This window comes from Photobacterium sp. 270122K, from assembly GCF_059941365.1.
Genome location: NZ_JBPOEN010000005.1, coordinates 132,816 through 147,781 on the forward strand (window position 1 = coordinate 132,816; position 14,966 = coordinate 147,781).

Here is a 14,966-nt window from a genome sequence, read left to right on the forward strand (position 1 = left end):
AACGAAGGAAAAATACCGCTGCTAATAACCCGCTAATTCATCTAAAATTAGGCCTCTTCTGCATGCAAGCACAATCGTCGACACGATACTGTACGCGTTGTTTATCCTATCAGTCTGTTTACCGAGGTTATTGAGTATAGTGATCACTGTTGAAAAGAAAGACGGCCACAAGCTAAAGATTTCACACGTCATTCAAGAAACAACCAACAGAGAGCTGGATCTCTATATTTTCGTGCCCGGTGAATTGGGACTGAACCGACATATCATCACAGAAGAAGAATTCTTCCATAATGCCATTGTGGGTAAACGCACTTACTACAGTGACATTAACCACTTACCGTTAGTACACAGCCGCTTAGCCAGCCGAGGAAAACTGTCGACTGAACAGTATCGACTCAGCTTGAGCTTGTACGCCTACCAGTATGCGCTCGCTCTTGAAAAAACGACGCAAATGCTGCTCGACGACAAAGAAGAGCGGTCACTCGAAGAGGTAGAAGAAGTCGCGCAACTGACCATTCGCATTCTTAAGCGTCTGCGTCGAAATGTGCCAAGCGATCAAAAGCTGCACAAATATTACGAAAATGTCGACAACTACCTGTCTTGGTTTACCGAACAGAAATTGTTGGAGTTAGTCGCGCACCTGCCCCGCAGCAGCGATTACAGTGACATTAAAACCTTGTTGCTGGATATTTCTGCCGCCGAATCCGCGCACCGCATCGAGTTGAAGTATAACTCCAGCAAAGCCATGGATGACTTAACCCGTATGTCGAACAAGATGCGTTTATTGCGCCGCTTGATTGAATACCCGGTCACCATGAAAGAAAAAACCACGGAACTGGGTCAAAACACCCGCAAGGTGGTTACGGGGTTCGCTGCCGGTTTTGTGATGATTTTCGTCACCTTGATGCTGATGAAAGCCCGGGGTGTGTTGGGTGACATCACCGCCTCCTTCATTTTGGTGCTGTCGTTTATTTACGCCGCCCGTGAAGTCTTTAAAGATGACTTGAAAGTCATGCTGTGGCGTTGGGTACGTAAAGGTAAACCTAAATGGCGTAAACAATTTTTTGATGCCAACTCCAACCAATTGATCGGCCGTCAGTTGGAATGGATGGAATACCAAGCCTATAAAACGCTGGATAAAGAGATCCGCCGTGTGCGCAAACACAAAGTATCGCAGCACGAAGAAACGATTTTGCACTATAAAAGCACCACCCGCATGTCGCCGACGAAGTTCTTAACCGGTTACGAGCAAACACGTGAATCCATCATTTTGGATCTTCGCAGCATCACCAAGCTGATGGAAAAAGGATCGCAGAAGATTTACCAGTTGAAAGATGGCCAAGTGGCGAAAGAGTCGGTCGAAAAACGCCATTTGATCAACCTGATCACGCGTGAAACCGACGAAGACAAAACCGTGCGTATCCAACGTTGGAAGATCATTATGAACCGTTCCAAAATCGTGGATATCGAACCGATTGATGTGGATAAATAACGCACAGACTGCCAACCAATAGCCTTACTTTCTCTCCGTTGTAAGTACCGTTCAAGTTGTTATGCTTAAAGGGATCATCACTGTTGTTGAGCCCTTTATGAAAACACTGTCCCAGCTGATTTGCCACAATACCTACCGCCAACTGCCGACCGCCTTTGGCACGCCATTGTCACCACAACCGTTGGATGCCCCTTTTTTGGTGCATGTGAATCCGCACGTGTGCGAATGGCTCGACCTGGATCCGCAACAAGCCCATACCCCCTACTTTGTCGATCTGTTCACCGGTAACGCCACCCACCCCGCCTTTGATCCCATTGCGATGAAATACACCGGCCACCAGTTTGGCCAATACAATCCCGATTTAGGTGATGGCCGTGGCCTGCTGTTAGGGGAAGTGTTGACCTCAAGCGGTAAAAAGTGGGATATCCACCTGAAAGGAGCCGGATTAACGCCTTATTCCCGTCAAGGTGATGGACGGGCGGTATTGCGTTCAAGCATCCGGGAATATCTGGCCAGTGCTGCCATGGCAGGGCTCGGGATCAACACCACCCATGCACTAGCGTTACTGGGCAGTGACACACCGGTTTATCGAGAAACGGAAGAACGCGGCGCAACCTTGGTACGCGTGGCAGAAAGCCATGTGCGTTTTGGTCACTTTGAATACCTGTTTTACACCCAACAACATGATGAACTTCGCCTGCTGGCTGACTACTTGATTCGTCATCATTTCCCGCATCTTGATACATCGGCCGACCAACACGCTAGCGAAGCTGCGATGGGCACAGACGCGAGTAGCAACGAAGTGATTAATAAAAAGGCAATGAATAACGAGGCAGTAAATAACGAGGCCCTAAATAAAGAGGCGGTAAATAAAAAGACAAGCCGTTATGCGTTGCTGTTTCAGGAGATCGTCACACTCACCGCCACCATGATTGCAGACTGGCAAGCCATCGGCTTTGCCCATGGTGTGATGAACACCGATAACATGTCTGTGTTGGGACTCACGTTTGACTACGGCCCTTATGCCTTTATGGATGATTACGATCCATCCTTCATCTGTAATCATTCTGACTACAGTGGCCGTTATGCCTTTTATCAGCAACCATCGATCGCCCTGTGGAACTTGTCGGCACTGGGTTACGCCCTTACCCCACTGATCAGTAAAACAGCGATTGATGATGCGCTACACGGCTACGAGCCCGCATTACAGAAAGCCTATAGCCGCAACATGCGTAACAAATTAGGCCTTGTGTCAGCCTTAGATCAAGATACCGCGTTGTTTTCTGCCCTATTTACCCTACTGAAACAGCAGCGGGTCGATTACACCCTGTTCTTTTATACCTTGTCACAGATCCCCGCGGATGCCCTTGCAACGTCCGGCGATGATTTTGCCTCGCTGTTAAGCAACCTCGCACCGGTAAAAACGTGGCTGCAGGATTACATGGCGCGGGTACAACTCGACCCACTGTCGGATCCAGAACGACGTCAACGGATGCAACAACATAATCCCAAGTTCATTCTGCGTAATTATTTGGCTCAGCAAGCGATCGAAAAAGCCGAGCGGGGTGATTACAGCATGATTGATGACTTACTCACTGTTTTGCAATCCCCTTACAACGAACACTCACACTTGGCCCATCTTGCTGAACAGCCACCGGCGTGGGGCAAAACCTTAGCAATCAGTTGTTCGTCATAATTCATCCAACTCGCACGTTAATTATCCACGGTTTATGCGAGGCATTTCACGATTTTATCGTGGCACGTTCACAATATAGGAGAATAAATCAAATATTTGATCTAGCTTGTAAATTTATAAATCATACCCTGCTAGATTTCTTCGCTCACAATAAAAATTCAAGCGCTCACTTTCTTTGGTTTAGGGATTTATGAATACACAACGTATTGCGAGCTTTGAATGGGGACGTGTCGCTGCGCTCTGTGCCGTTATTACCCTTCATGCTCAAGCTTTCCTCACGGCACCGCTCATTAACGAAAAGCCTTGGGTCGGCATGATAATTAATCAATCTTGTCGTTTCGCCGTGCCTCTGTTTTTCTTGTTGGCGGGTTACTTCATCATGCCAAAGCTGAAAAACGCCCCCTGGGAAACCTTTCGCCAATACGCCTCACCACTGCTTACCGTGTGGTTAGCATGGAGTGCGATTTACCTGCTCATGCCGTTTAACTTCATGACCGTGATCGAACAAGGGTACCTCACCGAGCGCAGTGGCTATTGGCAATACTTACTCAGCAACCCGCTAAACACCCTCTTCGAAGGGGGGCTTGTCCATTTATGGTACATTCCCGGTTTGCTGTGTGGCTTAGCGGTAATGGCGCAATTGTGCAAAATGCAACAGCAAAAATGGCTGTTGCCTGTTGGGATCACCCTGTATGCATATGGGCTGTCTGCGGGCAGTTACGAACCGATATTTATGACGGAATCACCGATTTTCACCCGTAACGGTCCCTTTTTTAGCACCCTGTTACTCACCATCGGCTTTACGTTCCGCCACCACAATATCCATGCATCTAAACCGGTTGCAATTATGCTGGCGGTGGTTGGCATGATGATGCACTTTGCTGAAGCCTTCTTCTTAACCCGTTATGACATGCTTTTTATCGAGCATGACTACTTAATTGGTACACCATTTTGGACGGCGGGTATCTTCCTGTTCTTAGCCGGCAACCGAACGTTAGGCACATCAGACGTTGTCTCTCAGCTCAGTCAGCGCACGTTGGGCGTTTATCTGTGTCATCTATTGGTATTAGTGGTACTCATGAATGTATTGCCTTTGCTTGGGTTACCTTTATTCATTGAAGACGTACTGAGAATTGCGTTATGCATCGTCCTATCGTTTGGCTTAGTTGTGTTGATTGAGCGCAGCCCGCTCAGCCCATGGCTATTGCGACCACACAAAAAACCGCCGGTTGAACCCCATGCATCCCAAAGCACACCCCACCGCCACAGTGCGTAGGCAGGATAGATAGATAGATAGATAGATAGATAGGCACTCGTCGTCGAGACGCCATTCCCTCATATAAAAAACCAGCGAGAGCTGGTTTTTTATATATGTCAGTTGCCCTCCACTTAACGACAACACAATACGCGCATAATCAAGGAATTAAGAATACCTACTCGCGCCAAATCCAGCCTAAAAGCCCCCCTTTCCCTGATTGCCGTACCCAGAGTACAAATCCGTTGCTTAAAAGGATAAAGACACATTTTTATCCGCACGTAATGCCGCCTCATTGCTTTTTCTCTGAATAAAAATCCTCACGGTTTGATCGAGATGGCTAAAATTTGAATAAAAGCAACGAGGTTAAGAATAAAAAACTAAGCTATATCACAAGTTTGGTTTATTCCTGACGCCTTTTGGGCTATCTTTACGCGTCGTTAATTTTTGTAATACCGAGATAGGCAACTGCTATGCCAATGAAAACAGATGAACTCCGCACCGTTAGCCTTGGCCCAATGCCAACGGCCGCAGAGGTGGAAGCCGCTTACCCCGTCACTGATGCCATTGCGGATCACATCGCACACGCTCGTCGTCAGGTTGAAGCCATTCTAACCGGCAATGACAGTCGTCTACTTGTTATCGTGGGTCCTTGCTCTGTGCATGACCCTGATGCCGCTATCGACTACGCTAAGCGTTTGCTCGATGTACAGGCACAATACAACGATCAACTTTTCATTGTGATGCGCACCTACTTTGAAAAACCCCGTACTGTTGTGGGTTGGAAAGGCTTGGTGTCGGATCCGAACCTTGATGGCAGCCTGGATTTAGCCAAAGGCCTGCACACCGCGCGTAAACTGCTGGTGGACATCAATCGCCTTGGCATGCCAACCGCCACCGAATTCCTTGATATGATCACCGGTCAATATCTGGCGGATTTGATCACGTGGGGCGCGATTGGTGCACGTACCACAGAATCACAAATTCACCGTGAAATGGCGTCTGCCCTATCTTGCCCTGTGGGCTTTAAAAACGGCACTGACGGTAACATTCAAATCGCTGTTGATGCGATCCGTGCGACCCGTGAGTCTCACGTGTTCTGTTCACCATCGAAAGACGGTGAGATGACTATTTACCGCACATCCGGTAACCCTTACGGCCACGTAATCCTACGTGGCGGTAAAATGCCTAATTACCACCGTGAAGATGTGGCCGCCGCGTGCGATACACTGTCGAACTTTGCCTTGCCTGCGCGCTTGGTGGTGGATTTCAGTCACGGCAACTGCCAGAAGCAACACAAACGCCAATTGGATGTGACCGCGGATATTTGTCAGCAGATTGTCTCAGGCAGTACACAGGTTGCCGGTATCATGGCCGAGAGCTTCATTGTTGAAGGCAACCAAGCCGTCGATATCAACAATCTCGATGGATTGACCTATGGCCAGTCCATCACCGATCCGTGCCTTGCTTGGGACGATACGGTAACAATGCTGAACATGCTGGCGGATGCCATCGCGACACGCCAGTCATAATCACTATAATAAACGGTCTCGTCCCCCAGGATGAGACACAATATAATCATCACTGTTTTAGATAGTAATCATTTAGGATTTAGCCATGCCATCTTTTGATATTGTTTCTGAAGTTGATAACGTAGAACTGAAGAATGCTGTAGATAACTCTGGCCGTGAACTCGCGACACGTTTTGACTTCCGTAATGTTGATGCCAGCTTCAGCCTAAGCAAAGAAGTCGTCAAAGTGTCTGCAGAATCTGATTTCCAGATCAACCAGATGATGGACATTTTCCGCGGTAACTTGTCAAAGCGCGGCGTTGACGCGAAAGCGATGGAACTGAAAGACATCGTTCACTCAGGCAAGACCTTCTACCAAGAAGTGGCTTTCAAACAAGGCGTTGAAAGCTTGATCGCAAAGAAAGTTGTTAAAGCGATCAAAGACGCCAAAATGAAAGTGCAGGTTGCGATTCAAGGTGACAAGATCCGCGTAACCGGTAAGAAGCGTGATGACCTACAAGCGGTTATGTCGCTGATCCGCGAAGGTGAATTTGGTCAACCTTTCCAGTTTGATAACTTCCGCGACTAATTGTTCGCGTCAGTAACAGCACAATCTAAAAAGGAAAAGCGATGGCTTTTCCTTTTTTTATGCCTGCGGTAGCCGCAAACCTCTGCTTTATGACTGGCGAGACTCTGACCAGAGTTTCCGATATTTGTGCAAACAGACGAACTAACAGTGGAAATCCATAGGTCTGGTATGGATATTCCCCTATACTGCCCCGTCCTATCTAGGGTTCAATTTGTCGTTTTAAAGGTTTTATTAATTAGAGATATCGAGCAGACATGATCCACTCGCGATGTGCTCGCAGGGAATTGCACCGAAAGATAACGGATATCAACGAAGCCATTTAACTATAAAATGCGCCTCTCTCACCACTTGCCTTTGCCATGTTCACCTTTGAATGCAGCGATTTAACGCCGCATCCTGCTCATATTCCTTTGTCATTGAATGCTTCATGACAAAGCATGGAAGATACACAGCGAGAACCCTTTGAAGGTTATATAAACGATACCTAAAAAGGAGATGTCCATAATGGACTCTGTGAAAAACAATACTGCATCATCTGCCGCAAGCGATAAAAAGCTGGGCTGGAGCAAAAGCGATACAGTATGGGCGCTAGGCCTATACGGTACTGCTGTCGGTGCAGGTACACTATTCCTGCCAATTAACGCAGGTGTGGGTGGTTTGATCCCACTTTTGGTTATGGCCATTCTTGCGCTGCCAATGACCTACTATGCTCACCGTGGCATGACACGTTTTGTCCTTTCGAGCTCAAACCCAGGTGCTGACATCACTGAAGTAGTAGAAGAACACTTCGGCGCTGGCATGGGTAAAGTCATCACACTGCTTTACTTCTTTGCGATCTACCCAATTTTGCTTGTATACAGCGTGGCGTTGACCAACACCGTTGAAAGCTTCATGCAGTTCCAGCTTGGCATTGAACCACCAGCGCGTGCGGTATTGGCCTTTGTGCTTATCGTTGCTCTGATGGCGATTGTTCGTTTGGGCGAGCAACTTATCATTAAAGCCATGAGCGTATTGGTATTCCCATTCGTTGCTGTACTGCTAATGCTGGCAATGTACTTGGTACCTTACTGGAACGGTGCGATTTTCGAACACGTAATGCCAGCAGAAGGCGGCATGACCACCGTACTGATGGCGGTTTGGCTGATTCTACCTGTTATGGTGTTCTCGTTTAACCACTCACCAGTGATCTCATCATTTGCGGTAGCGAAGCAGAAAGAATACGGTGAGCAAGCTGAAAAGCAATGTGCACGCATTCTTGCTCGCAGCCACATCATGATGGTTGTCACCGTGATGTTCTTCGTGTTCAGCTGCGTATTGAGCTTGTCGCCTGCTAACCTTGCAGAAGCGAAAGCACAGAACGTTTCTATCCTGACGTACCTGTCTAACCACTTCAACACACCAATGATCGCATACGCAGCCCCAATTGTGGCTATCATTGCTATCACGAAGTCTTTCCTTGGTCACTACCTGGGTGCAAGTGAAGGCATGAACGGTCTGATGCTGAAAATGGTACGTAGCCGCGGTAAAGAAGTGAGCAACAAGACGCTGGATACCATCACGGCGTTGTTCATGCTAGTAACAACATGGGCAGTTGCGACCATCAACCCAAGCATCTTGGGTATGATTGAAAGCCTTGGCGGTCCGATCATTGCGATGCTACTGTTCATCATGCCGATGTACGCAATCAAGAAAGTACCGGCTATGCGTCAGTACTCAGGCGCAATCAGCAACGTATTCGTTGTGATCATTGGTCTGATTTCTATGTCTGCGATTTTCTACTCGCTAGCACAGTAATACGCAATCAATAAGCAACACGCATGAAGGCGACCTTGGGTCGCCTTTTTTATGCATAAAAAAAGCACTTCTGATGAAGTGCTTTTCGCGATATACGTCTAGAGTCTAACCCCTTCCATGAATACGCTTGGTACTGCGCGCTACTATTTGTACAGCGAACCTTGCCCTTCTGGACGAGTTTTAAACCGACGGTGTAGCCACATGTATTGCTCAGGGGCTTCCATAATCGAACGCTCCACGGCTTTATTCACGTACGCGGCAGCAGCCTCTTCATCACGGTGTGGAAACTTATCCAGCGGTGGGAATACTTTCAGGGTGTATTGGCCTGAATCGGTATTTCTTATCATCGCAAAAGGCACTAATGCACAATGTGACGCATCAGCCAGTAAACTGGTTCCTGTCGTCGTGCACGCATCCTCAACTGCAAACAACGGCACGAACGCCGAACGACGACGACCATAATCATGATCCGGGGCGTACCATACACGCTCGCCTGTACGCAGGGCATGCAGCATGCCTTTCACATCTTTTCGATCAACCATGACTTTATTTGAGCGCAACCGAGCGTGGTACTGAAAATAATCAAAACAAGGATTATTATTTGGGCGGTACACCCCAATACCCGGGGTTTGTAGGCCAAATGCGCGGGCCCCCAATTCCAAATTCAGCGAATGCACCGCAATCAGCAGCACGCCCTTCCCTTCGGCTTCTAACTGATGGATATGCTCGAGCCCTTCATAGGTCACATGACGCTGTACACGAAGATCCGGCCAAAACCATGCCATGCTGGTTTCAAACAGCGCTAAACCCGTATTGTCGATGTTCTTTTTGACAATCGCGTCCCGCTCTTCAGGCGGCATCTCCGGGAAACACAACGCAAGGTTGCGAATAATGGTCGCTTTACGCGCTTTCACAATGCGCATACCTACTCGCCCGACCAATTGCCCTAAGCGAAATTGGATAAAATAAGGCAGCCAGCTCAATAAGTACATGATAGCGACCATGAACAACACAGGCCAATAGCGCGGATGCAGTAATGACTTACTGAAAGTGGGTGCAATGAACTTACTCATACATTCAGATCCCGTTTTTCTTGTTATTCCGTATTCAATGTTAGCTGAATCAATACGTTGCCACACACATATTTGCATACGAAAAGTTATTCGAGAGCAGCATATTATTGTCAGGATTTTTTATTCGCAAGACGTTATAAAACTGTCCACCGACTTTTCAGCTTGTATTAAGCCAACGATGAGATTTTGCTCACATATCAGATAACAACGCTATCAATTAGCGCAGGACGCAGGACGCAGGACGCAGGACGCAGGACGCAGGACGCAGGACGCAGGACGCAGGACGCAGGACGCAGGACGCAGGACGCAGGACGCAGGACGCAGGACGCAGGACGCAGGACGCAGGAAAAATAACAGCACAAAAAAAAGAAGCAAGCGTTCAAGCTTGCTTCTTTTTATATCGTTCAACAGTAATATAACAGCCGTAACGCTTACGCTGAATGCGGTGTCAGCTCGGGTTCCTCTTTCGAGTACAACGACGGCTCACCTTCTGGGCGTGTCTTAAAGCGGCGGTGTAACCACATATACTGTTCTGGGGCCTGCATAATGGAAGACTCCACAATCTTATTCACATAAGCCGCGGCTTCTTCAGGCTGATCACGCGGGAAATCTGCATAGGTCGGAGAAATACGGATCACGTACTGGCCAGAATCTGATTCACGTACCATGGTGAAACTCAACACTTCACAACCACTGTTATCCACCAGCAAGCTGGTGCCCATGGTCGTACAGGCATTTTCTACCGCAAAGAGTGGCGCAAACGTCGCACGGCGGCGACCGTAATCGTGATCCGGTGCGTACCACACACGGGCGCCATTACGCAGCGCTTTCAACATGCCTTTTACGTCTCGTCGATCAATCAGCGTACGATTTGAACGTGAGCGCCCTTTATGCTGAAAGTAATCATAACAAGGGTTGTTATTCGGGCGGTACACCCCGCTCGCCGATTTATGAATACCAAAAGCGCGAGCACCTAGCTCCAGGTTCATCGAATGCACCGCAATGCACACAACGCCTTTCCCTTCTCGCTCGAGTTGCTCCATGTGTTCCATGCCTTCAATGCGCACATGACGGTTTACACGCGCGTCAGACCAGAACCACGCCATGGCCGTTTCAAACAGCGCTAAGCCAGCATTATCGATGTTCTGCTTAATGAGCGCTTCACGTTCCGCGGTCGACATATCGGGGAAACACAATGCTAGGTTTCGCTCAATGGTGAAGCGGCGTTTTTTCATCAAGCGCATGGCCGTACGACCAATACCCTGACCAAGACGGCGTAGCCACGTATAAGGCAACTTGCTGATCAGATACATCGTGAGTATCAATAGCAACGTTGGCCAATTGCGAGGGGTTAAAAACGTCCAAGAAAAACGAGGCGTAGTAGATTTACTCATAAAAGGAACCGCATTACATAAGCTCGAAAGGGAGTCATTGCGAGTGGCGATGCCACCAGTTATTGGGCTCGAATCATACGCTCTGCAGCACGAAAAAAATAGCAAAATCCACTGTCATATTTTGGAACAGGGCGTTCTCCCTAAAAAAAACCATCACACGCAATAAATCTCTGAAAAACTGCCCTCTTTTTGATGCGAAGATAAAAACAAAAACGGCTACTGCGCCCAGTATTCCCACAATGAAGCAACAATAACCGTTTTTATCATCAAAAAACCGTGTCTACAGCCAACTTTTTCCGCTCTCTGTGACACTAAAAGCCTTCCACTCCTTGCATGTTCGGTAAGTGGTGCGCGATGCCTTTGTGGCAATCGATACAGGTTTTCGACCCATCCGCCAGTGAGGTGGAATGCTGCACGGAAGCACGCTGAGATTGCTGGGTAAAGTCCATGTAGGTGAACTCGTGGCAGTTACGGCATTCCAATGAATCATTCTTCTTCATCCGCGTCCATTCTCTTTCCGCCATGTGCAATCGACGCGCCTCGAATTTCTCAGGCGTTGAAATGGATCCGGTCATCCATGCCCAGACCTCTTTGGATGCCTGCATTTTTCGCGCCATTTTATCGGTCCAATTATGCGGAACATGACAATCAGAACAGATCGCCCGCACCCCGGTACGATTGGTAAAATGGATTGTCCCTTGGATTTCCTGATAGACATTGTCTTCATGACAGCTCACACAAAAAGTTTCGGTATTGGTGAGTTCCATCCCTGTATTAAACGCCCCCCAGAAAATAATCCCAGCAATGAACCCCCCTAATGTCAGGAAGCCCAAGCTGAAGTACTTGGCCGGTGAACGCAGCAGTGCCCACCATTTCTTTAACCATTGCCACATACGCCTCCTCCTTATTTCTCTTCATCGAGCAGCGTATCGAGATCGGTAAAGGTGGAGCCGACCAAGGGTTTTGCATCGGTCTGCACCACATGACATTGCTGACAGAAATACCGTCGCGGTGACAGCTCCGCCAAAAAGTTACCGTCTCTGTCCATATAGTGAGTGACACTGATCATCGTCGCCTGCGTTTCCTCTACGCGACTGCGCGCGTGACAGGCCATGCATTTGTTTACGTTCAAATCAACTTGGTAGTTATCGATCTTATGCGGAATAATCGGTGGTTGCATCGGATAACTGCGCGCCGGGATCCGGTCGTTATTAATGGTTTTACTCATCAATGGCGGCTCGGGCTCCCCTTTTAGCTCAAAGTGACGCAAGGTGGCGAGATCATCGCTTTCTATTACCCCTGCCGCTCCAACGATGGTGCTCACCCACATCAATAGAAGCAGCGAAATCATTTTGTTCATGCTCAGTCCCCCTTAGGCTTTCACCACTTTCACGGCACACTTTTTAAAGTCCGTTTGCTTGGATAAGGGATCGGTCGCATCCAAGGTGACTTTATTGATGAGCTGACTGGCATCAAACCAAGGCACAAACACTAACCCTTTAGGCGGCTTATTCCGCCCACGTGTTTCAACCCGCGTTAAAATCTCCCCGCGTCGGGACACGACTTTTACTTCATCCCCGCGTCGTAGTCCGCGTTGTTTGGCATCATCGGGATGCATGAACACTTGTGCGTCTGGGTACGCTTTATACAGCTCCGTCACCCGTTGGGTCATCGAGCCAGAATGCCAATGCTCCAACACCCGCCCCGTAGAAAGCCACATATCGAATTCATCATCCGGGCTTTCTGCCGGCGGCTCATAAGGCAAGGCAAAGATAATCGCTTTGCCGTCTGCATGGCCATAAAACTCAAACCCCGCCCCGGCTTTCACATACGGATCGGACCCTTCGCGATAACGCCACAGCGTTTCCTTGCCATCCACCACTGGCCAACGTAATCCTCGGGTCTCGTGATAACGTTCAAAGGGCGCAAGATCATGGCCATGTCCACGGCCAAATTGGGCATATTCCTCAAACAACCCTTTTTGCACATAGAAGCCATACACTTGGGCTTCACTGTTGGTGACATCTTTCGGAATATCTTCCAATGGATACGCATCAACATTGCCATTAGCGTACAGCACGTCAAACAGCGTTTTTCCTTTATACGCAGGATTCGCCGCTAACAGTTCAGCCGGCCACACTTCATCCGTGGTGAATCGTTTGGAAAACTCCATCAATTGCCAGAGATCGGACTTCGCCTCTCCAGGGGCCTCCACCATTTGGTGCCACAATTGCGTACGGCGCTCCGCATTCCCGTAGCCGCCTTCTTTTTCCACCCACATCGCCGAAGGCAGGACCAAATCAGCCGCTTGTGCCGTAACCGTTGGGTAAGCATCCGACACCACAATAAAGTTGTCAGGGTTACGGTACCCCGGCAGCCCTTCTTGATTGATATTGGCCGCCGCTTGCAAGTTATTATTCACCTGCACCCAGTAGGCATTGATTTTGCCATCTTTTAATAATCGGTTTTGCAGCACCGCATGGGCACCGACCTTCTCCGGTACGGTTCCTTCTGGCAGCTTCCAGATTTTCTCGGCGGTTTTGCGGTGTTCAGGATTGGTCACGACCATGTCGGCCGGTAAACGGTGAGAGAACGTCCCCACTTCTCGCGCTGTCCCACAGGCAGAGGGTTGCCCTGTCAACGAGAATGGGCTGTTGCCTGGGGTGGAAATCTTGCCCGTCAACAGGTGGATGTTGTACACCAAGTTATTACACCACACGCCGCGGGTATGCTGGTTAAAGCCCATGGTCCAGAACGATGTTACTTTCACATTCGGGTCTGCATACAGTTTGGCCAATTCAATCAGCTTTTCTTTCGGTACACCCGACATCTCACTGGCTTTCTCAACCGTGTAGTCAGAAACAAAGGCCTTGTACTCCTCAAAACTCATCGGCTCCGAAGCGCCGCTGTCGGGGTTTTTCGCTTTTTCCTGTAACGGGTTATCAGGCCGTAACCCGTAACCGATGTCCGTCGCCCCACGTTTGAAATTCACGTGTTTACCGACAAAGTCCTGATTCACTTTGTTATTGGTAATAATGTAATTCGCAATGAAGTTAAGAATGGCTAAATCGGTTTGCGGCGTAAAGATGATGGGAACATCGGCCAATTCAAAGCTGCGATGGGTGTAGGTAGACAGTACGGCGACCTTCACATCAGGATTCGACAAACGGCGATCGGTGAGACGGGTCCAGAGTATGGGGTGCATCTCTGCCATGTTCGAGCCCCACAACACAAAGGCATCGGCCGCCTCAATGTCGTTATAGCAGCCCATTGGCTCATCCATCCCAAAGGTACGCATGAAGCCCACCACGGCTGACGCCATACAATGTCGTGCATTTGGATCAATATTGTTCGAGCGAAAACCGGCTTTCATCAATTTCGAGGCCGCATAGCCTTCATAGATAGTCCATTGCCCCGAGCCAAACATGCCAATGGCTTCCGGTCCTTTGGCTTTCAGCGTCGCCTTCCATTTCTCCGCCATAATGTCGAAAGCTTGATCCCAAGAGATCGGGGTAAACTCCCCATTCTTATCGAACTTGCCATCGGTCATCCGCAATAAAGGCTGGGTCAGGCGATCATCGCCGTACATGATTTTGGACAGAAAGTAGCCTTTCACACAATTCAGGCCACGATTGACCGGTGATTTGATGTCCCCATGGGTCGCCACCACATGGTTCTCTTTCACCCCCACATTCACCGAACACCCCGTTCCACAAAATCGGCAAGGGGCTTTTCGCCATGTGATTTTCGTTTGGCTGGCGTCTGTCACCACATTACTGGCCACTGCGGGCAGTGAAATACCGGCCACAGCCGCTGCACTGGCCGCAGCCTGTGCTTTAAGAAATTTACGCCGAGAACACGTCATTGCTCCCTCACTCTGCTTTGTTAATTGACTTTATGAACGGGGTAAGATTGTTATTGCTTACATTCTTCGCGCCGAAAAGCCGCACTCGCTGCGTCAGCATTACGGTCTAACACTGCTTTGTTACCCTGTAACTACCTGCAAAAACCACACAAAGAATCCATAGCCGCCAACAACCGCAACCGCCAAGATCGGAAACAAAATAATGGTAATAAACAGGAAAGCTTTGAGTTCAGCACGGTGTCGATTGTCATCTGTCATGACGTCCTCCCTTTCACTCGATACTGTTAACTCTAGTTA

Annotated in this window: 12 protein-coding genes; 6 read left to right on the plus strand and 6 right to left on the minus strand. The window is 48.8% G+C overall.

Going from position 1 to position 14,966, the window contains the following annotated elements; all coding sequences use genetic code 11:
* The first annotated feature begins 139 nt into the window (after nt 1-139).
* The 6 genes from ACSF8W_RS11105 (at nt 140) to ACSF8W_RS11130 (ending at nt 8,337) form a co-directional block, all read left to right on the plus strand.
* The gene (locus ACSF8W_RS11105; RefSeq protein WP_500847400.1) at nt 140-1,492 is read left to right on the plus strand and encodes a hypothetical protein; all 1,353 of its coding nucleotides are present in this window, start codon (nt 140-142) and stop codon (nt 1,490-1,492) included.
* Between the two features lie 97 nt (nt 1,493-1,589).
* On the plus strand, nt 1,590-3,188 hold the full coding sequence (locus ACSF8W_RS11110; RefSeq protein ID WP_500847401.1) for a protein adenylyltransferase SelO: 1,599 nt from the start codon (nt 1,590-1,592) through the stop codon (nt 3,186-3,188).
* A gap of 190 nt (nt 3,189-3,378) precedes the next feature.
* Nucleotides 3,379-4,464, plus strand: coding sequence for an acyltransferase (locus tag ACSF8W_RS11115; protein WP_500847402.1), 1,086 nt, complete (start codon nt 3,379-3,381; stop codon nt 4,462-4,464).
* 452 nt (nt 4,465-4,916) lie between these two features.
* A complete protein-coding gene (locus ACSF8W_RS11120; protein ID WP_500847403.1) occupies nt 4,917-5,975 on the plus strand; it encodes a 3-deoxy-7-phosphoheptulonate synthase in 1,059 nt (352 codons plus the stop codon).
* 85 nt (nt 5,976-6,060) lie between these two features.
* A complete protein-coding gene (locus ACSF8W_RS11125; RefSeq protein WP_500847404.1) occupies nt 6,061-6,543 on the plus strand; it encodes a YajQ family cyclic di-GMP-binding protein in 483 nt (160 codons plus the stop codon).
* A gap of 504 nt (nt 6,544-7,047) precedes the next feature.
* Nucleotides 7,048-8,337: a serine/threonine transporter gene (locus tag ACSF8W_RS11130; RefSeq protein ID WP_500847405.1), complete on the plus strand. Its 1,290-nt coding sequence runs from the start codon at nt 7,048-7,050 to the stop codon at nt 8,335-8,337.
* A gap of 143 nt (nt 8,338-8,480) precedes the next feature.
* Here ACSF8W_RS11130 and lpxL read toward each other — a convergent pair whose 3' ends face one another.
* From lpxL to ACSF8W_RS11160, 6 genes are all read right to left on the minus strand, one after another.
* The gene (gene lpxL / locus ACSF8W_RS11135) at nt 8,481-9,410 is read right to left on the minus strand and encodes an LpxL/LpxP family Kdo(2)-lipid IV(A) lauroyl/palmitoleoyl acyltransferase (protein WP_500847406.1); all 930 of its coding nucleotides are present in this window, start codon (nt 9,408-9,410) and stop codon (nt 8,481-8,483) included.
* A 431-nt stretch (nt 9,411-9,841) separates the two neighbouring features.
* Complete coding sequence (locus tag ACSF8W_RS11140; RefSeq protein ID WP_500847407.1) at nt 9,842-10,804, minus strand: LpxL/LpxP family Kdo(2)-lipid IV(A) lauroyl/palmitoleoyl acyltransferase; 963 nt, start codon at nt 10,802-10,804, stop codon at nt 9,842-9,844.
* Nucleotides 10,805-11,115: 311 nt separating this feature from the next.
* The gene (locus ACSF8W_RS11145; RefSeq protein WP_500847408.1) at nt 11,116-11,697 is read right to left on the minus strand and encodes a NapC/NirT family cytochrome c; all 582 of its coding nucleotides are present in this window, start codon (nt 11,695-11,697) and stop codon (nt 11,116-11,118) included.
* 11 nt (nt 11,698-11,708) lie between these two features.
* Nucleotides 11,709-12,164: a nitrate reductase cytochrome c-type subunit gene (locus tag ACSF8W_RS11150; RefSeq protein ID WP_500847409.1), complete on the minus strand. Its 456-nt coding sequence runs from the start codon at nt 12,162-12,164 to the stop codon at nt 11,709-11,711.
* Nucleotides 12,165-12,176: 12 nt separating this feature from the next.
* Nucleotides 12,177-14,669 carry a nitrate reductase catalytic subunit NapA gene (gene napA / locus ACSF8W_RS11155; protein WP_500847410.1) on the minus strand — a complete coding sequence of 831 codons (2,493 nt, stop codon included), beginning with the start codon at nt 14,667-14,669 and terminating at the stop codon, nt 12,177-12,179.
* A 120-nt stretch (nt 14,670-14,789) separates the two neighbouring features.
* The gene (locus ACSF8W_RS11160) at nt 14,790-14,927 is read right to left on the minus strand and encodes a periplasmic nitrate reductase, NapE protein (protein WP_428478019.1); all 138 of its coding nucleotides are present in this window, start codon (nt 14,925-14,927) and stop codon (nt 14,790-14,792) included.
* Between the last annotated feature and the right edge of the window lie 39 nt (nt 14,928-14,966).